This window comes from Nocardia sp. NPDC057353 (assembly GCF_042667085.1).
Lineage (GTDB): Bacteria > Actinomycetota > Actinomycetes > Mycobacteriales > Mycobacteriaceae > Nocardia.
In genome coordinates, this window is sequence record NZ_JBHVAK010000027.1 from 59,065 (window position 1) to 82,572 (window position 23,508).

Consider the following 23,508-nt stretch of genomic DNA (forward strand, 5'->3'; position numbering starts at 1 on the left):
GAAGCGTAACGCATGGCTCCCCGGCCCACCAAAACGTCAGCTGAGGGGCAGTGGTTCCGCGCCGCGGGCGGCGAGCATGCCGCTCATGAGCTGGGATTCGCCCTGCTGGGTCTGCACCATGGTTCCGGCCAGGCTGCGGACCGGGGTGGTCTCGGCGTGGTCGGCGGCGTAGCGGATCATCTCCAGGCCGCCCTGGTGGTGGCGGAGCATGAGCTGGAGGAACAGCGTGTCGAGGCCGGGGCCTACGGCTTGGCGGAGGCTGGCGAGTTCTTCTTGGGACGCCATGCCGGGCATCACCGCCACGGGAGCGGCGGGGGACGACGAGCCGCCGTGGGAGTGGCCGCCTTCGGGGGAGGTCATCCAGGCCATGTGGCCGTCGGTGCTCTGGGCGGGCTCGTTCCAGAGCTGGAGCCAGCCCTGCATGCGGCCGACCTGGTTCTGCTGGGTGGTGAGGATGTCGTAGGCGAGCCGGCGCACGTCGGTGTCGGTGCTGCGCACCAGGAGCACGCCGGCCATCTCGACCGCCTGCGCGTGGTGCGCGGACATGTCCTGGAGGAATCCGACGTCGACCGGCCCCGGATCGGCCTGGCGGGCGCCGTCGAGGGGGAGCCGGGCGAGCGCGCCCAACGCGAAGCCGATGAGCATCGCGCCGAGCACGCCGAAGACCAGCAGGGCGGTGCGCTGACGGCGGAACTGGCCCGCCAGCGACTCCGGCCGCTCGGTCTCCGAGCGCTCCGCTGTGTCGGACTCCCCGCTCACTGGGGCACGCCGGGCGTGCCCGGCACCGGGAATTCGTTGCCCGGCATGCCGGGCAGACCGGGGATACCGCCGGGCAGCCCGCCCAGCTCGCCCTGGTCGGGGGTCAGCCCGGCACCGTCCATGGGCACCGCGTCCGGCCCGGGCGGGGTGGCGTCGAAGGGCGGCGGGTTGTCGGTGTCGAAGGCGATGGTGGAGCAGTCCGCGCCGACCTCGGGGTAGGTGTAGTTGTTCAGCCGCAGCGCGGTGATGAACTGGTTGATCCGCTTGTCGTCGGCGCTCTCCAGCTTGAGCTGGTGGCCCCAGGACTGCAGCGAGATCGCGGAGTCGAGGCCGGGGTACGGCGACATCAGGGTGTACGGCTTGCCCTCGACCTTGGCGGCGAGCGTCTCGACGCCCGCGCTGTCCACCTTGTCGGGGTTGTAGGCGATCCAGACCGCGCCGTGCTCCAGCGAGTGCACCGCGTTCTCGGTGCGGATGGCCTTGTCGTAGACGACGCCGGTGCAGGTGGCCCAGGACGAGTCGTGCGGGCCGCCGAAGGCGGGCGTCTTGTCGTAGGCGACGCGCTGGGTCGGGCCGATGTGCAGCCCGGCGGGGTACTCCTGCTTGACCACGCCGTCGATCTGGTCGGACGGGTCCTGGCGCTCGGCGCTGGGGGTGAAGCGGTCGAGCTCGGCCTGCTCCTGGTACTTGGGGACCAGGTTGTAGGCGAGCGCGCCGACGAGTGCGACAATGACCGCGGCCGCGCCGATCGTCATCCAGGGGATCTGCCGCTTCTTCAGGCCGCCGGGTCCGCCGCCGCCCTTGCGGTCACCACCTTTGCCGGACGGTGCGACCTTCCCGGCGGCGCGGACGGCTTTCGCCGACTTGGAGGCACCGGACGACCTCGGGGCGTTACTACTCGGCATCGCTCGCTGTGCTTCTTTCGACGTGACGGAAATGGGCATGGCCGCGCGGTGCCCACCTGCGGTGCACACCCGCCAAGACCATAGGATAGAGACTCGTGACTCCAGCTGACCTTGCAGATCTCCTTCGCGGTACCGCGGCGAAGGTGCTCGTCGAACGCGGGCTCGATCCCGCGGTGCTGCCCGACGAGGTCACCGTGGAGCGTCCCCGTAATCCCGATCACGGCGACTATGCCACGAATCTGGCGATGCGCGTCGGGAAGCCTGCCGGGGTCGCCCCGCGTGACCTGGCGTCCTGGCTGGCCGAGGCGCTCGCCGCGGCCGACGGGGTGGCCTCGGCCGAAGTCGCGGGCCCCGGCTTCCTGAACATCCGGCTCGCCGCCTCCGCGCAGGGCGCGATCGTGGAGCGGGTGCTCGCCGCGGGCCCGGCCTACGGCACCGCGCGGACCCTGGCGGGCACCAGGATCAACCTGGAGTTCGTCTCGGCGAACCCGACCGGCCCGGTCCACCTCGGCGGCACCCGCTGGGCCGCGGTCGGCGACGCGCTCGGCCGCATCCTGGCCGCGCAGGGCGCCGACGTCACCCGCGAGTACTACTTCAACGACAACGGCGCGCAGATCGACCGCTTCGCGCAGTCCCTGGTCGCCGCCGCCACCGGCGCCCCGACCCCGGAGAACGGCTACGCGGGCGCCTACATCGGCGAGATCGCCGGGCAGATCACCGCCGCGCACCCCGACGCTGCCGCACTGCCCGAGAAAGAACGCCTCGAGCTGTTCCGGCGCGAGGGCGTCGAGCTGATGTTCGCGCAGATCAAGCAGGCGCTGCACGACTTCGGCACCGACTTCGACGTCTACTTCAACGAGTCGTCGCTCTTCGCCTCCGGCGCGGTGGAGCGCGCGGTGAACACGCTCAAGAACTCCGGCGACCTGTACGAGAAGGACGGCGCCTGGTGGATCGCCAGCTCCGCGTACGGCGACGACCAGGACCGCGTGGTCATCAAGAGCGACGGCAACTCCGCCTACATCGCCGGTGACATCGCCTACTTCCAGGACAAGCGGGCGCGCGGCTTCGACCTCTGCATCTACATGCTCGGCGCGGACCACCACGGCTACATCGGCAGGCTCAAGGCGGCCGCGGCGGCGTTCGGCGACGACCCGGCCACCGTCGAGGTGCTGATCGGCCAGATGGTGAACCTGGTCCGCGACGGCCAGGCCGTCAAGATGAGCAAGCGGGCGGGCACCGTGGTCACCCTCGACGACCTGGTCGAGGCGATCGGCGTCGACGCCGCCAGGTACTCGCTGGTGCGCAGCTCGGTGAACTCCAGCATCGATATCGACCTGAACCTGTGGACCAGCCAGAGCGCCGAGAACCCGGTGTACTACGTGCAGTACGCGCACGCCCGCACCGCCTCGATCGGGCGCAACGCGGCGGAGTTCGGCTTCGCCGACGTCGCGCCCGACCTCGCGCTGCTCACCGCCGACGAGGAGGGCGAGCTGATCCGCACCCTCGGCGAGTTCCCGCGGGTACTCGGCACCGCGGCCGAGCTGCGCGAGCCGCACCGCGTCGCCCGCTACCTGGAGGAGCTGGCAGGCACCTACCACCGGTTCCAGACCAACAAGAACCTGCGGGTGCTCCCGCTCGGCGACGAGCCGGTCTCGCCGACCAACGCCGCCCGCCTGGTACTGGTGAACGCCACCCGCCAGGTGCTCGCCAACGGCCTCGGGCTGCTCGGCGTCACCGCCCCGGAGCGGATGTGACCACCCCCGTCGCAGGCGCGCACCGCGCGGCCGGAAAGGACCACCGATGAGCGCCCATCCCGCCGGACCGCGGCACGCCTCCGAGATCCCGAACTCGCCGAACCTGCCGGAGCGCCCGGCCGACCCGAGCGCCATGATCGACCTGCCCGAGCACGTCTGGCCGCGCAATGCCGAGCGCGGCGCGGACGGCGTCGTCACCCTGGCCGGGGTCCGCGTCGACGAGCTGGCCCAGGAATTCGGCACCCCGCTCTTCGTGGTGGACGAGGACGACTTCCGCTCCCGCTGCCGCGACATGGTGCGCGCCTTCGGCCCCGACGCGCGGGTGCACTACGCCTCCAAGGCGTTCCTCTGCGGCGAGATCGCGCGCTGGATCCGGGACGAGGGGCTCTCGCTCGACGTCTGCTCCGGCGGCGAGCTCGCTATCGCGCTGCACGCGGGCTTCCCCGCGCACCGGATCGCGCTGCACGGCAACAACAAGTCCGTCGCCGAGCTGGAGGCGGCGGTGGCCGCCGGGGTCGGGCACGTGGTGGTCGACTCGCTGATCGAGATCGAGCGGCTGGAGGCGGTCGCGGGCCGCGCGGGCACCGTGCAGGACGTGCTGGTCCGGGTCACCGTCGGCGTCGAGGCGCACACGCACGAGTACATCTCGACCGCGCACGAGGACCAGAAGTTCGGCTTCTCGATCGCCGGTGGCGACGCCATGGAGGCGCTGGCCCGGGTCTTCGAAGCCGACAACCTGCGGCTGGTCGGGCTGCACAGCCACATCGGCTCGCAGATCTTCGAACTGGACGGTTTCGAGATCGCCGCGCGGCGCATGCTCGGGCTGCTCCGGGACGCGGTGGACAAGTTCGGCGCCGAGCGCACCGCGCAGATCGCGGTGCTCGACCTCGGCGGCGGCCTCGGCATCTCCTACCTGCCGACCGACAACCCGCCGCCGCTGCCGGAGTTCGCGGCCAAGCTGCGCGAGCTGGTGGTGGCCGAGGCGGCGCGCGCCGGGCTCGCGGTGCCGACCATCGCGGTGGAGCCGGGCCGCGCCATCGCCGGGCCGGGCACCGTCACGCTCTACGAGGTGGGCACGGTCAAGGACGTGTCGCTGGAGGGCGGCCAGCGCAGGCGCTACGTCAGCGTCGACGGCGGCATGAGCGACAACATCCGGCCCGCGCTGTACCAGGCCGACTACGACTGCAGGCTGGTCTCGCGCACCTCCGACGCGCCCGCGGTGGTCGCCAGGGTGGTCGGAAAGCACTGCGAGAGCGGCGATATCGTGATCCGCGATACCTGGATGCCCGCCGACGCCGGGCCGGGCGACCTGGTGGCGGTCGCCGCCACCGGCGCCTACTGCTACTCGATGTCCAGCCGGTACAACCAGCTGACCCGCCCCGCCGTCGTCGCCGTGCGCGACGGTGCGGCGCGGCTGGTGCTGCGCCGCGAGACCATCGCGGACCTGCTCTCGCTGGAGGTCTGATGACGCGCGTCCGCGCGCCCCGCGCCACAGCCCCGGCGCGGGGGGCCCGGCGCATCGATACGGAGGTGGAACCATGACCGAAGTCCCGCAGGGCGGGTGGGGACCCGATCGGCCGATCGGGGTGGCCGTGCTCGGCATGGGCAATGTCGGCACCGAGGTGGTGCGCATCCTGCGCGACCACGCCGACGACCTGCGCGCCAGGGTCGGCGCGCCGGTGGTGCTGCGCGGCGTCGCGGTGCGCAGCCTCTCCGACCGCGGCATCCCCGCGGAGCTGCTCACCACCGACCCGGACGCGCTGGTCGCGCGGGACGACGTCGACGTGGTGGTCGAGGTGATCGGCGGCATCGACCCGCCGCGCAGGCTCATCCTGGCCGCGCTGAACGCGGGCAAGTCGGTGGTCACCGCGAACAAGGCGCTGCTCGCCGACTACACCGGCGAGCTCGCCGCCGCCGCCGAGCGCAGCCGCGCCGACCTGTACTTCGAGGCCGCGGTGGCGGGCGCCATCCCGGTGGTGCGGCCGCTCATCCAGTCGCTCGCGGGCGACCGGGTGAACCGCGTGGTCGGCATCGTGAACGGCACCACCAACTTCATCCTCTCCGCCATGGACGAGACCGGCGCCGACTACTCGGCGACGCTGGCCGAGGCGACCCGGCTCGGCTACGCCGAGGCCGACCCCACCGCGGACGTGGAGGGGTATGACGCCGCGGCCAAGGCCGCCATCTTGGCCACGCTCGCCTTCCACACCAGGGTCACCGCCGCGGACGTGTACCGGGAGGGGATCTCGAAGATCACCGCCGAGGACCTGGAGACCGCCTCCGCGGTGCACTGCACCGTCAAACTGCTGGCTATCTGCGAGCGGGTGCCGGAGGGGCCGGGCGAGCCCGCGCCCGCCGACGGCGGCAAGGAGCGGGTCTCGGTGCGGGTCTACCCGGCGCTCATCCCGCGCAAGCACCCGCTGGCCACGGTGAGCGGCGCCTTCAACGCGGTGGTGGTCGAGGCCGAGGCCGCGGGGCGGCTGATGTTCTACGGCCAGGGCGCGGGCGGCGCCCCGACCGCGTCGGCGGTCCTCGGCGACCTGGTCATGGCGGCCAGGAACAAGTTCTACGGCGGTCGCGCGCCCGGTGAATCGGTTTATGCTGAGCTACCGATCGCGCCGATCGGCGACACGCCCACCCGATACCACGTGAACCTGCAGGTCGAAGACCGACCCGGGGTCCTGGAGAAGGTCGCGGGCGAGTTCGCCGCCCACGGGGTGAGCATCTCGACGGTCCGGCAGGGCGGGCACGGCGAGGGTGCGCGCCTGGTGGTCGTCACCCACCACGCGGTGGAGTCGGCGCTCGCGGACACCGTCGCCGCCCTGGCGGAGATGGAATCCGTCACATCAGTCACCAGCGTCCTGAGATTGGAAGGCACCGAGGAATGAGTACGACTGGCGTCGCACCGCAGGCAGGGGTGCACTCCCGCTGGCCAGGGCTGATCGCGGCCTACCGCGACCGGCTCGCGGGCGCGGCCGACTGGGAGCCGGTCACGCTGCTCGAGGGCGGCACCCCGCTGGTGCCCGCCCCGCACCTCTCCGAGCTCACCGGGTGTGAGGTGTACCTGAAGGTCGAGGGGGCGAACCCGACCGGCTCGTTCAAGGACCGCGGCATGACCATGGCCATGACCGATGCCAAGTACCGCGGGCAGCGGGCGGTGCTCTGCGCCTCCACCGGCAACACCTCCGCCTCGGCCGCGGCCTACGCCACCAGGGCGGGGCTGCACTGCGCGGTGCTGATCCCGCAGGGCAAGATCGCCATGGGCAAGCTGGCCCAGGCCGTCATGCTCGGCGCGAAGATCATCCAGGTGCAGGGCAACTTCGACGACTGCCTGGAGCTGGCCCGCAAGGTCACCTCGGAGTTCCCCGAGGTCGGGCTGGTGAACTCGGTGAACCCGGCGCGCATCGAGGGGCAGAAGACCGCCTCCTTCGAGATCTGCGACGTGCTCGGCCGGGCCCCCGACGTACACGCGCTCCCGGTCGGCAACGCGGGCAACATCACGGCCTACTGGCGCGGCTACCGGGAGTACTACGCCGACGGCGTCACCGCCGGGTTGCCGCGCATGCTCGGCGTGCAGGCCGCGGGCGCCGCGCCGCTGGTCAACGGCGCACCGGTGAAGGACCCGGAGACCATCGCCACCGCCATCCGGATCGGCGCCCCCGCCTCCTGGAACAGCGCGGTGGAGGCCAAGGAGCAGTCCGGCGGCGCCTTCCGGGCGGCCACCGACGACGAGATCGTGGCGGCGTACCGGCTGGTGGCGGCGCGCGAGGGCGTCTTCGTCGAGCCCGCGTCGGCGGCCAGTGTGGCCGGGCTGCTCGCGGCGCGCGCCGAGGGCTGGCTGGAGCCGGGGCTGACCGTGGTCTGCACCGTCACCGGCAACGGCCTCAAGGACCCGGACACCGCGCTCTCCGGCATGCCGGAGGTGCAGGCCATCCCGGTCGACCCGATCCGGGTCGCGGCCGAACTCGAGCTGGCCTGACGGTGACCCCGCGCGACAGCCAGGTGCTGACCAGGACCCTGCCCGCCGAGCTCACGGCCACCGCAAGGGTCCCGGCCTCCACCGCCAACCTGGGCCCGGGCTTCGACTCGCTCGGCATGGCGCTCGGCATCTACGACGAGATCGAGGTGCGCACAACGGGGACCGGGCTCAGCGTCCGGGTCGAGGGCGAGGGCGCCGACGACGTGCCGTGGGGGCCTTCGCATCTCGTCGTCCGCGCGATCGAGCGCGGGCTGGAGGCGGCCGGGGTCTGGGCGGACGGCCTCGACGTGGTGTGCCGCAACGCCATTCCGCACTCCCGCGGGCTCGGTTCATCGGCCTCCGCGGTGGTCGGCGGGTTGGCCGCCGGGTGTGCGCTGGCGGCCAGGTTCGACCCCGCGCTCGCCGCGACCCCGGACCGGCTGGTGCAGCTGGCCTCGGAGTTCGAGGGCCACCCGGACAACGCGGCGGCCAGCGTGCTCGGCGGCATCGTGGTCTCCTGGACCGAATCGGCCCAGGCGGGGGAGGTGCGCTCGTACCGGGCCGTGCGGCTGGAGCCGCACGCGACGCTGCGCCCGGTGGTGCTGATCCCGCAGGAGCGCTCCTCCACCGCGCACACCCGCGGGCTGCTGCCGGAGACGGTGCCGCACGGCGACGCCGCCTTCAACGTGAGCCGGGCGGCGCTCGCCGTCGTCGCGCTCACCCAGCGCCCCGACCTGCTGCTGCCCGCCACCGCGGACCGGCTGCACCAGGGGCAGCGGGCGCCCGCGCTCCCGCTCACCACGGCCTGGATCGCGCGGCTGCGGGAGGCCGGGATCGCGGCCACCGTCTCCGGCGCGGGCCCGACCGTGCTCGCCCTCACGACCAGCGGTTTCCCCGACGAACTGCGGGAGCAGGCGGCGTCCGACGGGCTGCGCGTGCTGGAGCCGGGGATCGCCGGGGGAGTGCTGGCCGGCTGACGGCGAGTCCGTCTTGCCGAGTTTCACACCGGCCAGCTATCCTGGGGATGTCCGTACATCGTGCGCATCAGACGCCGGTGCTTCATCAGGGCAATCGCTCCAGCGGGCTCCGGCCTCGAACCTCCACTCCATGGAGGTGCTGCGCAGCCGCTGCAACTGGAATGATCTCTCCCACCTTTCACCATGGGTGGCGCCCCTGATGGTCGAGCCGCCGGTCCGGCGGGCAGGCGATACGGCACAATCCCGGCCCGGCACAGTGCCCGGGCTGCGGAACGGACCCTCGAATCAGCACACGGCGCTCGAGGGAAGGAAAGGATTTCCGTGACAGATACGGACCTGCTCGCGACACCCGGGGTGGAATCCAACCCACGTTCCCCGGGCGGCCGCGAAAGTGACTCCGGACAGACATTGAGCGAGAACACCGACGTCGCACGATCGGGGCTGACTGGAATGTTGTTGCCGCAGTTGCGCGCGCTGGCCGGGGAGCTCGGTATCCGAGGCACCTCGGGCATGCGCAAGGGGGATCTGATCGCCGCTATCAAGGCGAATCAGGCCGGTGGTTCCGCTCCGGCGCCGAAGGCCGAGAAGCCCGCGCGCGCCGAGAAGTCCGCCAAGTCCGAGAAGACGCAGGCCGACCCCGCGGCCGAGGCTCCCGCCGAGCCGCGCCGGGGTCGGGGCAAGGCCGTGCAGGCGACGCTCGACGTCGCCCCGGCCGAGGTCGCGCCGCAGGCCGCCGCGGCGCAGGCGCCTGCCCCCGCGGTGGAGGCGGGCACGGCCGCCGCGCCGCAGGCGGAGGCGCCGCGGGACGCGGACGCCGGTAGGGCCGATGCGTTCAGGAACGACGCTCCCAAGAACGACGCGCCGCAGGGCGAGGCCGCCGCGGCCGATGCCGTCCGGGGCGATGCGCCGAAGCGCGACACCCCCCGCAACGGCGACGCCGCCGACGGCAGGAACGCCGATGCCGACGCCGGTGACGACTCGGGCCGGGACGGCTCGCAGCGCGGCCGCGGCAGGCAGCGGCGCGGCCGGGACCAGGCGCGTTCCGGTGGCGAGGCGCAGGGCGATGCCCGCGGCGGTGATTCCGACGGCGACCAGGGCGATCGCGGCCGTCGCGGCCAGAACGGCCGAGGCGGCGAGAACCGCGGCGGTGACAACCGCAACGACAACCGCGGCGGGGACAACCGCGGCGGTGACAACCGCGGCGACCGCGGCAACGACAACCGCGGTGGCGACGACGACGAGGGCCGCGGCGGCAGGCGCGGCAGGCGCTTCCGCGAGCGCCGCCGCGGCCGTGACCGCGACGGCGGCGCCGGTGGCGGCATCGGCGGCGACGCCCGCGAGCCCGAGCTCCGCGACGACGACGTGCTGCAGCCGGTCGCGGGCATCCTGGACGTGCTGGACAACTACGCCTTCGTCCGCACCTCCGGGTACCTGGCCGGGCAGAGCGACGTCTACGTCTCGATGAACCTGGTGCGCAAGAACGGGCTGCGCCGCGGTGACGCCATCACCGGCGCGGTCCGCGCGCCGCGCGACGGCGAGCAGGCCAACCAGCGGCAGAAGTTCGACCCGCTGGTCCGGCTGGACACCGTCAACGGCGGCGACGTCGAGGCGGCCAAGCGGCGCCCCGAGTTCGGCAAGCTGACCCCGCTCTACCCGAATCAGCGGCTCCGGCTGGAGACCCAGCCGAACAAGCTGACCACCAGGGTGATCGACCTGATCATGCCGATCGGCAAGGGCCAGCGCGCGCTGATCGTGTCGCCGCCGAAGGCGGGCAAGACCACGATCCTGCAGGACATCGCCAACGCGATCGCGACCAACAACCCCGAGTGCTACCTCATGGTTGTCCTGGTCGACGAGCGTCCGGAAGAGGTCACCGACATGCAGCGCTCGGTGAAGGGCGAGGTCATCGCCTCGACCTTCGACCGGCCGCCGAGCGACCACACCTCGGTCGCCGAGCTCGCCATCGAGCGGGCCAAGCGCCTGGTGGAGATGGGCAAGGACGTGGTGGTGCTGCTCGACTCCATCACCCGCCTCGGCCGCGCTTACAACAACTCCTCGCCCGCCTCCGGCCGGATCCTCTCCGGCGGCGTCGACTCGACCGCGCTCTACCCGCCGAAGCGGTTCCTCGGCGCGGCGCGCAATATCGAGAACGGCGGCTCGCTGACGATCATCGCCACCGCCATGGTGGAGACCGGCTCGACCGGTGACACGGTGATCTTCGAGGAGTTCAAGGGCACCGGCAACGCCGAGCTCAAGCTGGACCGGAAGATCGCCGAGCGCCGGGTGTTCCCCGCGGTCGACGTCAACCCCTCCGGCACCCGCAAGGACGAGCTACTGCTGAGCCCCGACGAGGCGGCCGTGCTGCACAAGCTGCGCCGCGTGCTGTCCGGGCTGGACTCGCACCAGGCGATCGATCTGCTGATCGACCGCCTGAAGAAGTCCAGGAACAACCTGGAGTTCCTCATGCAGGTGAGCAAGACCGCGCCGGGCGCACTCGACGAGTGAGCTGACGTGCTCCAGGACGGGGGTTCCGCTGCGGCGGGGCCCCCGTTCGTCGTTCCGCGGCGGGGCGAAGAAGACCGCGCCGATCCCCGCGGCGCCCGCCACCAGGAAGGCGGTGATGACCGCGGCGGGGTCGGGGTGCGGCTGGATCGCGGCGGCCTCGGCCACGCGCACCGCCGGGGCGGGCGCGGACGGGTACCCGTCCGCGGGCAGCGCGAGCGCACCCGCGGCGGCGAGGACGGCGAGCAGCGAGAGAACGAGGGCGGCACCACGTACGGACACGTCCCCTCCTTCGGAGTCGGCAGCTGACGTCGCCGTTCGACCGTAGGGGCCGCACCGCGCCGAAGTCCCGAGTAGCGCACTACCCGACTCGCGGGAATGAACTACCGGGCGGAGGCGTTTTGGGAGCGTAACGGCTGCTCTGGCATACTGAACGGCTGTTGCGCCTGCTCGCTCGAGCAGGGCTCCCGCCTAGTCGGTTCCGGTTCACGCCCACATCCGTGGGCGACCCGGCGACCATTTCGAGAGGACACCCATGAAGGCAGGAATCCACCCCACCTACGTCGACACCACCGTCGTCTGCGGTTGCGGTAACACCTTCCAGACCAAGAGCACCAAGGAGTCGGGGCAGATCACCGTCGAGGTCTGCTCGCAGTGCCACCCCTTCTACACCGGCAAGCAGAAGATCCTGGACACCGGCGGCCGGGTGGCCCGCTTCGAGGCCCGCTACGGCAAGCGCGCAGGCAAGAAGGCCGACGCCGACGCCAAGTAGCATTCCCTCCGACGCCCGGTCCTGCGCGAGCAGGCCGGGCGTCGGTGTTTTACCGGCACCCGAAGCGACGAAGGAAGCACCGTGACGCAACCGTCCGCGATCGACGACATCCTGGCCGAGCACGCGGGGCTGGAGAGCAGGCTCGCCGATCCGGCGCTGCACAACGACCCGGGCGCCGCGCGCCGCGTCGGCAAGCGCTTCGCCGAGCTGGCGCCGGTCATGAGCACCTACCGCAAGCTCGAGGCCACCCGCGACGACCTCGCCGCCGCCGAGGAGCTCGCCGCCGACGACGCCTCCTTCGCCGCCGAGGTGCCCGAGCTGCGCGCCCAGGTCGAGGAGCTGGAGCGCACGCTCGCCGACCTGCTCGCCCCGCGCGACCCGCACGACGGCGACGACGTGGTGCTCGAGCTCAAGTCGGGGGAGGGCGGCGAGGAGTCCGCGCTCTTCGCCTCCGACCTGGCCCGCATGTACCTGCGCTACGCCGAGCGGCACGGCTGGCGGGTCGAGATCCTCGACGCCACCCCGTCCGATCTGGGCGGCTACAAGGACGCCACGCTCTCCATCAAGAGCCGCGACCCGGCGCGCGACGGCGTGTGGTCGCGGCTCAAGTTCGAGGGCGGGGTGCACCGGGTGCAGCGGGTGCCGGTCACCGAGTCGCAGGGCCGGATCCACACCTCGGCCGCCGGGGTGCTGATCTACCCGGAGCCGGACGAGGTCGAGCAGGTGCAGATCGACGAGTCCGACCTGCGGGTCGACGTCTACCGCTCGTCCGGCAAGGGCGGCCAGGGGGTCAACACCACCGACTCCGCGGTCCGCCTCACCCACCTGCCCACCGGGATCGTGGTGACCTGCCAGAACGAGCGCTCCCAGCTGCAGAACAAGGCGCGGGCCATGCAGGTGCTCGCCGCCCGGCTGCAGGCGCTGGCCGAGGAGCAGGCGGAGCAGGAGTCGGCCGCCGGGCGGGCGGCGCAGATCCGCACCGTCGACCGCTCCGAGCGGATCCGCACCTACAACTTCCCGGAGAACCGGATCACCGACCACCGCATCGGCTTCAAGGCGCACAACCTGGACTCCGTCCTCGACGGTGAGCTCGATGCCGTCCTCGACGCCCTCGGCAAGGCGGATCGCGAAGCGCGCATGGCAGCGGAGTAACCGCGGCGCCGCGGGCGAGTCCCGCTGCGCGCGGTGATGCGCTGCGCGGGCGGCGCGCACTGCGGGGCGATGCGCTGCGCGGCGGCGCGTCCGGATGCGGCAGAGTGGCGGCGTGAGCCGCGTTCCCCTCCGTACCGAGACCAAGGCCGCTACCGAGCGGCTCGCCGCTGCCGGGGTGCCGAGTCCACGGTTCGACGCGGAGTCGCTGGCCGCGCACGTGCTCGGTATCGAGCGTTCGCGGCTCGCACTGGCCCCGCTGCTCGAACCCGAGCAGGTCGCGCGCTACCGCGAACTGGTCGAGCGGCGCGCGGGCCGCGTTCCCCTGCAGCACCTGACCGGCACCGCGCCGATGGGCCGGATCGACCTGGCCGTCGGCTCCGGCGTCTTCGTCCCGCGCCCGGAGACCGAGCTGCTCTTCGCATGGGCCCTGGCCCAGCTGGCGACCACGCACGCCCCGGTCGTCGTCGACCTGTGCACGGGCTCCGGCGCGCTCGCCCTCGCCCTCGCCAACGCCCGCCCGGACGCCGCCGTGCACGCCGTCGAGCTCGACTCCGCCGCGCTGACCTGGGCCCGCCGCAACGCCGACGCCAGGGCAGACGCGGGCGACACCCCCATCACGCTGTACGCGGGCGACGTCACCGCCCCCGACACCCTCGCCGAGCTGAACGGCCGCGTCGACCTGCTGGTCGCCAACCCGCCCTACGTCCCCGACGACGCCGAACTCGATCCCGAAGTGGCCGAACACGATCCGCCCCGCGCCCTCTTCGGCGGCCCGGACGGCCTGCGCGTCATCGACGGCATGCTGCCGACGATCACCCGCCTGCTGCGCCCCGGCGCCCCGGCGGGCGTCGAGCACGACGACTCGCACGGCGCGCAGGTCGCGCGGCTCTTCACCGCCGCCGGGTACACCGCGACCACCGAGCACCGCGACCTCGCGGACCGCCCCCGCTTCGTCACCGCGACCCGTCCTGTGGGCCGGGCGGAGGGCGCGTGACAGGATGGGGCCCGTGAGTACCGTCTACGACTGCGCGGATCCCGATTCGCGCGCGGCCGGACTGACCGCGGCGACCAGCGCGCTGAAATCCGGGCGCCTGGTGGTGATGCCGACCGACACGCTCTACGGCCTCGCCGCCGATGCCTTCGACTCGTCGGCGGTGTCCGCCCTCCTCGCCGCCAAGCGGCGCGGGCGCGACATGCCGGTGCCGGTGCTGGTCGGTTCCTGGAACACCATCGACGGCCTCGTCTTCTCGGTCCGCCCGCAGGCGCGCGAGCTGATCCAGGCCTTCTGGCCCGGTGGGCTCAGCCTGGTGGTGCAGCAGGCGCCGTCGCTGGCCTGGGACCTCGGCGACACCCGAGGCACCGTCATGCTCCGGATGCCGCTGCACCCGGTCGCGCTGGATCTGCTGCGCGAGGTCGGGCCGCTCGCGGTCTCCAGCGCGAACGTGTCGGGGCAGCCGCCCGCCACCACCGCCGCGCAGGCCCGCGAGCAGCTCGGCGAGCTGATCGGGGTGTACCTGGACGGCGGCCCCGCCGCGCACGCGGTGGCCTCCACCATCGTCGACCTGACCGCCGACCAGCCGCGCGTGCTGCGCGAGGGCGCCGTCGCCGTGGCCGACATCGCCGAGGTGCTCGGCATGTCGCCGGAGGCGCTGCGCAGCCCCGTCTCCCGGTAGCCGGGGGTTCGAACTCACCGATGATCGGTTCGGGCGCTGTTGTCCCCCTGCGCGAGCTCGTGCTCGTGCTGCTCGTCTCCGCCACCGTCACCTTCCTCGCCACCGGCGGCATCCGGGTGCTGGCGATCGCCTTCGGCGCGGTCGCCGTCCCGCGCGACCGCGACGTGCACATCAAGCCGATCCCGCGGATGGGCGGCGTCGGCATGTACATCGGCGTGGTCGCCGCGGTGCTCTTCGCGCACCAATTGCCCGCGCTCCGACGCGGTTTCGACTACGCCCCGGATATCCCGGCGGTGCTGGTCGCGGCCACCATCATCGTGGCCGTCGGCATCGTCGACGACCGCTGGGGGCTGGACGCGCTGACCAAGTTCGCGGGCCAGGTCACCGCGGCGGGCGTGATGGCGATGATGGGGCTGAGCTGGTACGTCGTCTACAACCCGTTCGGCAACACCACCGTGGTGCTGGACGCGCTGCAGGGCGGGCTGGTCACCGTGGCGGTCAGCGTCACCCTGATCAACGCGATGAACTTCGTGGACGGGCTGGACGGCCTCGCCGCCGGGCTCGGGCTGATCTGCGCGGCGGCGGTCTTCGTGTTCTCCGTCGGGCTGCTCTACGAGCAGGGCGGCGACGTGAACACCTACCCGCCCGCGCTGCTCGCCGCGGCGCTGGCGGGTGGCTGCCTCGGCTTCCTGCCGCACAATTTCCAGCCCGCGCGGATCTTCATGGGCGACTCCGGCTCCATGCTGATCGGGCTCATGCTGGCCGCCATCTCCACCGGCGCCTCCGGCCGGATCCCGCTCACCGGGTACGGCCCGCGCGACTTCGTCGGCCTGCTCTCACCGCTGCTGCTGGTCGGCGCGGTCATGTTCATCCCGGTGCTGGACCTGCTGCTCGCCATCGTGCGCCGGGTGCGCGCCGGGGTCAGCTTCTCCACCCCGGACAAGATGCACCTGCACCACCGGCTGCTGCAGATCGGCCACTCGCACCGCCGCGTCGTGCTGCTCATCTACCTGTGGGTCGGCGTGCTCGCCTTCGGCGCCGTCGGCACCTCGCTCATGGACCGCCGCCTCGTCGTGCTGCTGATGGCGGGCGGGCTGGTGTTCGCGCTGGTCGTCACGGCCGTGCCCGGGATAAGGCAGCGCCAGCGGGCGGAGCACTGAACCGCCTTCGGTAGAGTCGCCACCGTGACTTCGCTGCCCCGCACCGATCCTGGACCCGACGCGCCGCTGCGCGCCGCGCTGCGGTACGGGGTGATCGGACTGGCCGTGCTCGTGGTGCTCGCCGTGGCACTGGCAACCACCATCGCGGGGCTGCCCGGGCTCTGGGGCGCGCTGATCGGCGCGGCGATCGGCGGGGTGTTCATCCTCTCCACGGCGGCGGTCGTGCTCTACAGCGCCAAGCTGACGCCGACCATGGCGCAGATAGTCATTCTCGGCAGCTGGGTCGGCAAGATGTTCGTGACCCTGATCGCCGTGGGTGTGCTGCGGCGATTCGACTTCTTCGACCCGGTCGCGCTCTTCCTGACCGTGGTCGGTGCGCTGCTGATCGTGCTCGGCGCGGAGACCTGGGGAGTGCTGCGGACGAAGGTGCCCTCCGGGCCGCCGCTGCCCGAAACTCGCGACGAAAGCGCTGGTCAGGCCTGAATTAGCCCCACCTACGCACTGTCGTAGACAACTTGGTAAAGTAAAGGTAAGCAAGCGGCCCGCGGGTGGATCTGGACTGACTCGAACCAGCCGCTATGCTTACTGCCGTACCGGGCCCGGAGGCTCCGGTTCTGCATGTCGACGAATGTCGCCGACACACGTACAGACGCCAACGCGGAATACCCGCTCAGCTGCTGACGACCTCGCGCCGACCTGAGTCGACCACCCTGATCGTCAATGTCCGATCGAACCGTGGGAACGAACGAACCCGCGGCCCGAACACGGGAGAGAACGCTGAGCGTCACCACTGTGGCCGCGGAATTCCACGCGCCATCGCTAATCGACTTCTTCCCGCCGGCGTTGTTGTTCGAAGGCACTCCGTTCGAACTCGATCGGCTGGTCCTGGTCCGCTTCATCATGACCGCGGCCCTGATCGCCTTCATGCTGCTGGCGTTCCGCTCGCCGCGCCTCGTCCCCGGCAAGCTGCAGAGCATCGCCGAGTCCGGCCTGCTCTTCGTCCGGGAGCAGATCTGCGACGAAGTGCTCGGCAAGGACAGCGGCAGGAAGTACTTCCCGCTGATCGCCATGATCTTCTTCACGGTGCTCTTCCTGAACTTCTCCGGCATCATCCCCGGGCTGAACATCTCGTCCAACGGACGCATCGGGATGCCGCTGGTGCTGGCCCTGGTCGCCTATGTCGCCTTCAACTACGTGGGCATCAAGAAGTACGGCTTCCTGAAGTACATGCGCAGCAGCATCGTGATCCCGAATGTGCCGCCCGCGATCCACGTGCTGCTCATCCCGATGGAGTTCGTCTCGACCTTCCTGCTGCGGCCGTTCACGCTGACGATCCGATTGATGGCCAACATGCTGGCCGGCCACATCCTGCTCGTCATGTTCTTCGCGGCCACCCAGTTCTTCCTGTTCGACGCCGATTCCTGGATGAAGGTCTTCTCGCCCTTATCGCTGCTGGCCGGCTTCGCCTTCACGCTCTTCGAACTGCTGGTCATCGTCCTGCAGGCGTACGTGTTCGCGCTGCTGACCGCCGTCTACATCAGCCTCGCGCAGCACGCCGACTCCCACTGACCGACACCGTCCAACGAAGACCCGCTCATCCGGCCGACCGGCGGGTGAGCAAAAGAAAGGGAATGAAAGACTCATGAGCCTCTCGTACCTGGCCCAGGAAGCTGCCAACACCGAGACCACCTTCCGCGGCCTCGGCGCGGTCGGCTACGGCCTCGCCGCCATCGGCCCCGGCATCGGCGTCGGCATCGTCGTCGGCAAGACCATCGAGGGTATCGCCCGTCAGCCCGAGCTGCAGGGCACCCTCCGCTCCACCATGTTCATCGGTATCGCCCTGACCGAGGCGCTCGCGCTGCTCGGCCTGGTCGCCGGCTTCATCTTCTGATTCCGATGTACGAGTTGGCTGTGTTCGCGGCCGAAGGAGAGACGCCCAATCCCCTCCTGCCCGCGACCTACGACATCGTGTGGTCGGCGGTCTGCGTCGCCATCATCGCGGTCCTTTTCGTCAAGTACGTGGTCCCGCGGCTGAACAAGGTCCTCGACGAGCGCGCCGCGAAGATCGAGGGCGGCATCGCGCGGGCCGAGGCCGCGCAGGAAGAGGCCAAGCAGACGCTGCAGCAGTACCAGCAGCAGCTGACCGACGCCCGCACCGACGCCGCGCGCATCCGCGAGGAGGCGCGCTCCCAGGGCCAGCAGATCCTCGCGCAGCTGCGCGCGGAGGCCCAGGCCGAGAGCGACCGCATCGTCGCCTCCGGCCACGCCCAGCTGGAAGCCCAGCGCCAGCAGATCCTCACCGAGCTGCGCTCCGAGGTCGGCCGCACCGCCGTCGACCTGGCCGAGAAGATCATCGGTCAGTCGGTCTCCGACGAGGCCAAGCAGGCCGCGTCGATCGACCGGTTCCTGAACGAGCTCGACCAGTCGGACGCAGGCATCGGGGTCGGAAGGTAGCGACGCGAAAGTGAGAAGCATGTACGCAGCGAGCCGAGAGGCCAGCTCCCGGTCCAGGGAGGCGCTCCGGGCCGCCCTGACCGGAAGCGACAGCGCAGCCGCCACCACGGGGTCGGAACTGTTCGCCGTTGTCTCCGTGCTGGACGACCAGCGTCCGCTGCGTGTGGCACTCGCGGACGTGTCGGTGTCCGGCTCGCAACGGGCCGAGCTCAGCGAGCGGGTCTTCGGCGGCAAGGTCAGCCCCGCCACCCTGGCGGTGCTGACCACCGCGGTCGCCCAGCACTGGTCGCGCACCTCCGACCTGATCGACACCCTGGTCCTGCTCGGCCAGGAGGCGTTGCTCGCCTCCGCGTCGGACAGCTCCCGGCTGGACGCGGTGGAGGACGAGCTGTTCCGGCTCGGCCGGATCATCGCCGACAACCCCGAGCTGGAGCAGGCGCTCTCCGACCGGAGCAAGCCGGCGCAGGCCAAGCGCGACCTGCTCGACCGGCTGCTCTCCGGCAAGACCGAGAGCATCACCCTGACCCTCGCGGAGCAGGTGGTCACCCGGCAGCGCGGTTCGCTCGGCGCGGCCTTCGACGACCTGTCCGCGCTGGCGGCGGCGCGTCGCGAGCAGATCGTCGCGCACGTGCGCGCGGCGGTCGAGCTGACCGAGCAGCAGCGCGACCGGCTGGCCGGTTCGCTGCGGCGCATCTACGGCAAGCCGGTCACCGTGCACGTGCAGCTCGACCGGAGCCTGCTCAGCGGGCTGGTCGTGCGCATCGGCGACGACGTGATCGACGGCAGTGCCACCGGCCGACTGGAGCGGCTGCGCCGGGCGCTGGCCTAGGCGCGCCCACCCCCCGACATTCGAGACCAGACAGCGAGAGCAGGAAGAACATGGCGGAGCTGACGATCTCCACCGACGAGATCCGTAGCGCGATCGAGAGCTACACCCAGAGCTACACCCCCGAGACCTCCATCGAAGAAGTGGGTGTCGTCACCGACACCAGCGACGGCATCGCGCATGTCAGCGGCCTGCCCTCGGCGATGTCGAACGAGCTGCTCGAGTTCCCCGGCGGCGTGCTCGGCGTCGCGCTGAACCTCGAGGACCGCGAGATCGGTGCGGTCATCCTCGGCGAGTACGCCGAGATCGAGGAGGGCCAGGAGGTCCGGCGCACCGGCAACGTGCTCTCGGTCCCGGTCGGCGACAAGTTCCTCGGCCGCGTGGTGAACCCGCTCGGCCAGCCCATCGATGGCCTCGGCGACATCGAGGCCGACGAGCAGCGCGTGCTGGAGCTGCAGGCCGCGACGGTGCTGGAGCGCCAGCCGGTCGAGGAACCGCTGGCCACCGGCATCACCGCCATCGACGCCCTGACCGCCATCGGCCGCGGCCAGCGCCAGCTGATCATCGGCGACCGCAAGACCGGCAAGACCGCGGTCGCGATCGACGCCATCCTGAACCAGAAGGCGAACTGGGAGACCGGCGACCCGACCAAGCAGGTCCGCTGCATCTACGTCGCGATCGGCCAGAAGGGCTCCACCATCGCCGGTGTGAAGTCCGCGCTGGAGGAGCACGGCGCGCTGGAGTACACCACCATCGTGGCGGCTCCCGCGTCCGACTCGGCCGGCTTCAAGTGGCTGGCCCCGTACACCGGCTCGGCCATCGGCCAGCACTGGATGTACCAGGGCAAGCACGTCCTGATCGTCTTCGACGACCTGACCAAGCAGGCCGAGGCCTACCGCGCCATCTCGCTGCTGCTGCGCCGCCCGCCGGGCCGCGAGGCGTACCCGGGTGACGTCTTCTACCTGCACTCCCGGCTGCTGGAGCGCTGCGCCAAGCTCTCCGACGAGATGGGCGCGGGCTCGATGACCGGGCTGCCGATCATCGAGACCAAGGCCAACGACATCTCGGCCTTCATCCCGACCAACGTCATCTCGATCACCGACGGCCAGGTCTTCCTGGAGTCCGACCTGTTCAACAAGGGCGTCCGCCCCGCGATCAACGTCGGCACCTCGGTCTCCCGCGTCGGTGGCGCCGCCCAGACCAAGGGCATGAAGAAGGTCGCCGGTTCGCTGCGCCTGGAGATGGCCCAGTACCGCGAGCTGGAGGCGTTCTCCGCCTTCGCCTCCGACCTGGACGCCGCCTCGCTGGCCCAGCTGGAGCGCGGCGCGCGCTGGACCGAGCTGCTCAAGCAGGACCAGTACACCCCGGTCGCCGTCGAGGACCAGATCGTCTCGATCTACCTGGTCGACGCGGGCTACTACGACTCGGTGCCGGTGGCGGACGTCCGCCGCTTCACCCGGGACCTGCTGGACGACCTGCACAACACCGCCGCCGAGGCCTTCGAGTCGATCGCCGGTGGCAAGGTGCTGCAGGGCGACGCCGCCGAGGCGATCAAGACCGCGACGGACAACTTCAAGCAGGGCTTCCTGGCCTCCGACGGCAGCCGCGTGGTCAACGAGGCTGATGCGGGCGAGCTGGGCCACGAAGAGGTCGAGTCGCTGTCGGTCACCCGCAAGACGATCGACAAGTGACGAGCAGCCCGACCACGGGAACGAAGGGAGTGTGATCAGCGATGCCGAGCTTGCGTGAACTGCGCTCCCGCATCCGTGGCGTGAACTCGATCAAGAAGATCACCAAGGCCCAGGAGCTGATCGCGACCTCGCGCATCTCCAAGGCCCAGGCGCGCGTCGCGGCCGCCAAGCCGTACGCCGAGGAGATCACCAAGGTGCTCGGCGAGCTGGCGAGCGCGTCGAAGAACCTGACGCACCCGCTGCTCACCGAGCGGGAGAACCCGCGCCGCGCCGCCATCCTGGTCGTGACCAGCGACAGCGGCATGGCCGGTGGCTACAACTCGAATGTGCTCAAGCGGGCCGAGGAGCTCATCACCACGCTCCGCGGCGAGGGCAAGGAGCCGGTGCTGTACGTCATGGGCAACAAGGGCCTGACGTACTACACCTTCCGCAACCGCTCGGTGGTCGCGTACTGGACCGGGTTCTCGCAGCAGCCGAAGTACACCGATGCCTCGCCCGCGTGCAGGCACCTGGTGGAGGCCTTCATGGCCGGTTCGGACGGCACCGTCGCGGCGCCGGACGGCACCGGCGACATCGAAGGCGTCGACGAGCTGCACATCGTCTACACCCGGTTCGTCTCCATGCTGACCCAGACCCCCGAGGTCCGCAGGCTGGCGCCGATCCAGGTGAGCTTCGTCGACGAGCGCATCGAGATGGGCGAGGACAGCCTCACCGACTCGCCGAACGCCGACCAGGTGACGGCGCAGTACGAGTTCGAGCCCGACGCCGAGGTACTGCTGGCGGCGCTGCTGCCGAAGTACGTCAACACGCGTATCTACGCGTCGTTGCTCGACGCGGCGGCATCCGAGTCCGCGGCTCGGCGCACCGCAATGAAGGCCGCCACCGACAATGCCAACGAACTGGCGAGCGTCCTGTCCCGACAGGCGAACTCGGTGCGTCAGGCCCAGATCACGCAGGAAATCAGCGAGATCGTCGGCGGCGTCAACGCCCTGGCGGCCAGCTCGGACCGCGACTGAGCACATCGACATCAGGAAGAGAACCAACCAATGACCGCAGCTGTCACCCAAGACAACACGAGCCGGACCGGTGCGGCCGCAGGCCGCGTCGTCCGGGTCATCGGCCCCGTCGTGGACGTGGAGTTCCCGCGCGGCGCGATCCCCGAGCTCTTCAACGCGCTGAACGCCGAGATCACCCTGACCGCGGTGGCCAAGACGCTCACCCTCGAGGTCGCGCAGCACCTCGGCGACAACATCGTGCGCACCATCTCGATGGAGCCGACCGACGGCCTGGTCCGCGGCACCACCGTGACCGACTCCGGCAAGCCGATCTCGGTGCCGGTCGGTGACGTCGTCAAGGGCCACGTCTTCAACGCCCTCGGCGAGTGCCTGGACAGCCCCGGCCTGGGCCGGGACGGCGAGCAGTGGGGCATCCACCGCAAGCCGCCGAGCTTCGACCAGCTCGAGGGCAAGACCGAGATCCTGGAAACCGGCATCAAGGTCATCGACCTGCTGACCCCGTACGTGAAGGGCGGCAAGATCGGCCTCTTCGGCGGCGCGGGCGTCGGCAAGACCGTGCTGATCCAGGAGATGATCACCCGTATCGCGCGGGAGTTCTCCGGCACCTCGGTGTTTGCCGGCGTCGGCGAGCGCACCCGCGAGGGCACCGACCTCCGCCTGGAGATGGAGGAGATGGGCGTCCTCCAGGACACCGCGCTCGTCTTCGGCCAGATGGACGAGCCGCCGGGCACCCGCATGCGCGTCGCGCTCTCCGCGCTGACCATGGCGGAGTACTTCCGCGACGTGCAGCACCAGGACGTGCTGCTCTTCGTGGACAACATCTTCCGCTTCACCCAGGCCGGCTCCGAGGTCTCCACGCTGCTCGGCCGGATGCCGTCGGCCGTCGGCTACCAGCCGACCCTGGCGGACGAGATGGGCGAGCTGCAGGAGCGGATCACCTCGACCCGCGGCCGCTCGATCACCTCGCTGCAGGCGATCTACGTGCCCGCGGACGACTACACCGACCCGGCGCCGGCCACCACCTTCGCCCACCTGGACGCGACGACCGAGCTCTCCCGCCCGATCTCGCAGAAGGGCATCTACCCCGCCGTCGACCCGCTGACCTCGACGTCGCGGATCCTGGAGGCGTCGATCCTGGGCGAGCGGCACTTCGCGGTCGCCAACGAGGTGAAGCGGATCCTGCAGAAGTACAAGGAGCTGCAGGACATCATCGCCATCCTCGGCATGGACGAGCTCTCCGAGGAGGACAAGGTCCTCGTCGGCCGGGCCCGCAGGCTGGAGAAGTTCCTCGGCCAGAACTTCATTGTGGCCGAGAAGTTCACCGGTCAGCCGGGCTCGGTGGTCCCGCTGGAGCAGACCATCGAGGACTTCGAGCGGGTCACCAAGGGCGAGTTCGACCACCTGCCGGAGCAGGCGTTCAACTCCTGCGGCGGGCTCGACGACGTCGAGGCGGCCGCCAAGCGGATCGCCGGGAAGTAGTCCGCCATGGCTGAAATGTCGGTGGACCTGGTCGCCGTGGAGCGGCGGCTCTGGTCCGGCACGGCGTCCTTCGTCAGTGCGCAGACCACCGAGGGGCAGATCGGCGTGATGGCGGGCCACGAGCCGCTGCTCGGGCAGCTGGTCGAGGGCGGAACGGTGACGATCGTCCCGATCGAGGGCGAGCGGATCGTGGCGGCGGTGCACGGGGGCTTCTTCTCGGTGACCGGAAGCACGGTCCGGATCCTCGCCGAGTCGGCGGAGTTCGCGGGCGACATCGACGAGTCGGCCGCGCGGTCGGTGTTGTCAGATTCGGACGCGAGCAAGGCCGCGCTGGCCAAGGCGCAGGGCCAGGTGCGCGCGGTGGAGAAGGCCGCATCGGCTTGATCCGAGAGCAGTAACGGCAGCGGCGGTACCGGGTGAGCCCGGTACC

The 23,508-nt window shown here is 71.1% G+C and carries 23 protein-coding genes; 21 read left to right on the forward strand and 2 right to left on the reverse strand.

Annotated elements, in window-relative coordinates; genetic code table 11:
• Positions 1-36: 36 nt before the first annotated feature.
• Together ACFUUZ_RS16395 and ACFUUZ_RS16400 are read right to left on the reverse strand one after the other, a co-directional pair.
• Positions 37-759: a DUF305 domain-containing protein gene (locus tag ACFUUZ_RS16395; protein ID WP_378696868.1), complete on the reverse strand. Its 723-nt coding sequence runs from the start codon at positions 757-759 to the stop codon at positions 37-39.
• A complete protein-coding gene (locus tag ACFUUZ_RS16400; RefSeq protein WP_378696870.1) occupies positions 756-1,664 on the reverse strand; it encodes a DUF3105 domain-containing protein in 909 nt (302 codons plus the stop codon). The genes ACFUUZ_RS16395 and ACFUUZ_RS16400 overlap by 4 nt, the downstream gene beginning before the upstream one ends.
• Before the next feature lie 95 nt (positions 1,665-1,759).
• On the opposite strand from ACFUUZ_RS16400, the gene argS reads away from it, so the two are divergent.
• The 21 genes from argS to ACFUUZ_RS16505 all read left to right on the forward strand — a co-directional run bounded on the left by argS (position 1,760) and on the right by ACFUUZ_RS16505 (position 23,462).
• Complete coding sequence (gene argS, locus ACFUUZ_RS16405; RefSeq protein WP_378696872.1) at positions 1,760-3,418, forward strand: arginine--tRNA ligase; 1,659 nt, start codon at positions 1,760-1,762, stop codon at positions 3,416-3,418.
• Positions 3,419-3,464: 46 nt separating this feature from the next.
• Positions 3,465-4,883, forward strand: a complete 1,419-nt coding sequence (gene lysA, locus ACFUUZ_RS16410) for a diaminopimelate decarboxylase (RefSeq protein WP_378696874.1) — start codon at positions 3,465-3,467, stop codon at positions 4,881-4,883.
• A 73-nt stretch (positions 4,884-4,956) separates the two neighbouring features.
• A complete protein-coding gene (locus ACFUUZ_RS16415; protein ID WP_378696876.1) occupies positions 4,957-6,306 on the forward strand; it encodes a homoserine dehydrogenase in 1,350 nt (449 codons plus the stop codon).
• Positions 6,303-7,397, forward strand: coding sequence for a threonine synthase (thrC, locus tag ACFUUZ_RS16420; RefSeq protein WP_378696878.1), 1,095 nt, complete (start codon positions 6,303-6,305; stop codon positions 7,395-7,397). The genes ACFUUZ_RS16415 and thrC overlap by 4 nt, the downstream gene beginning before the upstream one ends.
• A gap of 26 nt (positions 7,398-7,423) precedes the next feature.
• Entirely contained in the window at positions 7,424-8,353 is a 930-nt protein-coding gene (thrB, locus tag ACFUUZ_RS16425; protein WP_378696916.1) for a homoserine kinase, read from the forward strand.
• 321 nt (positions 8,354-8,674) lie between these two features.
• Complete coding sequence (gene rho, locus ACFUUZ_RS16430) at positions 8,675-10,858, forward strand: transcription termination factor Rho (RefSeq protein ID WP_378696880.1); 2,184 nt, start codon at positions 8,675-8,677, stop codon at positions 10,856-10,858.
• A gap of 135 nt (positions 10,859-10,993) precedes the next feature.
• On the forward strand, positions 10,994-11,164 hold the full coding sequence (locus tag ACFUUZ_RS16435) for a hypothetical protein (protein WP_378696882.1): 171 nt from the start codon (positions 10,994-10,996) through the stop codon (positions 11,162-11,164).
• A 226-nt stretch (positions 11,165-11,390) separates the two neighbouring features.
• Positions 11,391-11,627 carry a 50S ribosomal protein L31 gene (gene rpmE / locus ACFUUZ_RS16440; protein WP_067646230.1) on the forward strand — a complete coding sequence of 79 codons (237 nt, stop codon included), beginning with the start codon at positions 11,391-11,393 and terminating at the stop codon, positions 11,625-11,627.
• Positions 11,628-11,708: 81 nt separating this feature from the next.
• Positions 11,709-12,779, forward strand: coding sequence for a peptide chain release factor 1 (gene prfA / locus ACFUUZ_RS16445; RefSeq protein ID WP_378696885.1), 1,071 nt, complete (start codon positions 11,709-11,711; stop codon positions 12,777-12,779).
• 112 nt (positions 12,780-12,891) lie between these two features.
• Positions 12,892-13,773 (forward strand): peptide chain release factor N(5)-glutamine methyltransferase, encoded by an 882-nt coding sequence (gene prmC, locus ACFUUZ_RS16450; RefSeq protein ID WP_378696887.1) that lies wholly within the window; start codon positions 12,892-12,894, stop codon positions 13,771-13,773.
• 13 nt (positions 13,774-13,786) lie between these two features.
• Positions 13,787-14,452 carry an L-threonylcarbamoyladenylate synthase gene (locus tag ACFUUZ_RS16455; RefSeq protein WP_378696889.1) on the forward strand — a complete coding sequence of 222 codons (666 nt, stop codon included), beginning with the start codon at positions 13,787-13,789 and terminating at the stop codon, positions 14,450-14,452.
• A 20-nt stretch (positions 14,453-14,472) separates the two neighbouring features.
• Positions 14,473-15,612 carry an MraY family glycosyltransferase gene (locus ACFUUZ_RS16460; RefSeq protein WP_378696891.1) on the forward strand — a complete coding sequence of 380 codons (1,140 nt, stop codon included), beginning with the start codon at positions 14,473-14,475 and terminating at the stop codon, positions 15,610-15,612.
• Positions 15,613-15,636: 24 nt separating this feature from the next.
• Positions 15,637-16,095 carry a hypothetical protein gene (locus ACFUUZ_RS16465; RefSeq protein WP_378696893.1) on the forward strand — a complete coding sequence of 153 codons (459 nt, stop codon included), beginning with the start codon at positions 15,637-15,639 and terminating at the stop codon, positions 16,093-16,095.
• 237 nt (positions 16,096-16,332) lie between these two features.
• Positions 16,333-17,181 (forward strand): F0F1 ATP synthase subunit A, encoded by an 849-nt coding sequence (gene atpB, locus ACFUUZ_RS16470; RefSeq protein WP_378696895.1) that lies wholly within the window; start codon positions 16,333-16,335, stop codon positions 17,179-17,181.
• Between the two features lie 73 nt (positions 17,182-17,254).
• Positions 17,255-17,503 (forward strand): ATP synthase F0 subunit C, encoded by a 249-nt coding sequence (locus ACFUUZ_RS16475; protein WP_378696897.1) that lies wholly within the window; start codon positions 17,255-17,257, stop codon positions 17,501-17,503.
• A gap of 5 nt (positions 17,504-17,508) precedes the next feature.
• Positions 17,509-18,066, forward strand: a complete 558-nt coding sequence (locus tag ACFUUZ_RS16480; protein WP_378696898.1) for a F0F1 ATP synthase subunit B — start codon at positions 17,509-17,511, stop codon at positions 18,064-18,066.
• Between the two features lie 19 nt (positions 18,067-18,085).
• Positions 18,086-18,895, forward strand: coding sequence for a F0F1 ATP synthase subunit delta (locus ACFUUZ_RS16485; protein WP_378696900.1), 810 nt, complete (start codon positions 18,086-18,088; stop codon positions 18,893-18,895).
• Between the two features lie 50 nt (positions 18,896-18,945).
• On the forward strand, positions 18,946-20,583 hold the full coding sequence (atpA, locus tag ACFUUZ_RS16490; RefSeq protein WP_378696902.1) for a F0F1 ATP synthase subunit alpha: 1,638 nt from the start codon (positions 18,946-18,948) through the stop codon (positions 20,581-20,583).
• 41 nt (positions 20,584-20,624) lie between these two features.
• Positions 20,625-21,599 carry a F0F1 ATP synthase subunit gamma gene (locus tag ACFUUZ_RS16495; RefSeq protein WP_378696904.1) on the forward strand — a complete coding sequence of 325 codons (975 nt, stop codon included), beginning with the start codon at positions 20,625-20,627 and terminating at the stop codon, positions 21,597-21,599.
• Between the two features lie 30 nt (positions 21,600-21,629).
• Positions 21,630-23,078, forward strand: coding sequence for a F0F1 ATP synthase subunit beta (atpD, locus tag ACFUUZ_RS16500; protein WP_378696906.1), 1,449 nt, complete (start codon positions 21,630-21,632; stop codon positions 23,076-23,078).
• Between the two features lie 6 nt (positions 23,079-23,084).
• The gene (locus ACFUUZ_RS16505) at positions 23,085-23,462 is read left to right on the forward strand and encodes a F0F1 ATP synthase subunit epsilon (protein ID WP_378696908.1); all 378 of its coding nucleotides are present in this window, start codon (positions 23,085-23,087) and stop codon (positions 23,460-23,462) included.
• The last annotated feature ends 46 nt before the right edge of the window (positions 23,463-23,508 follow it).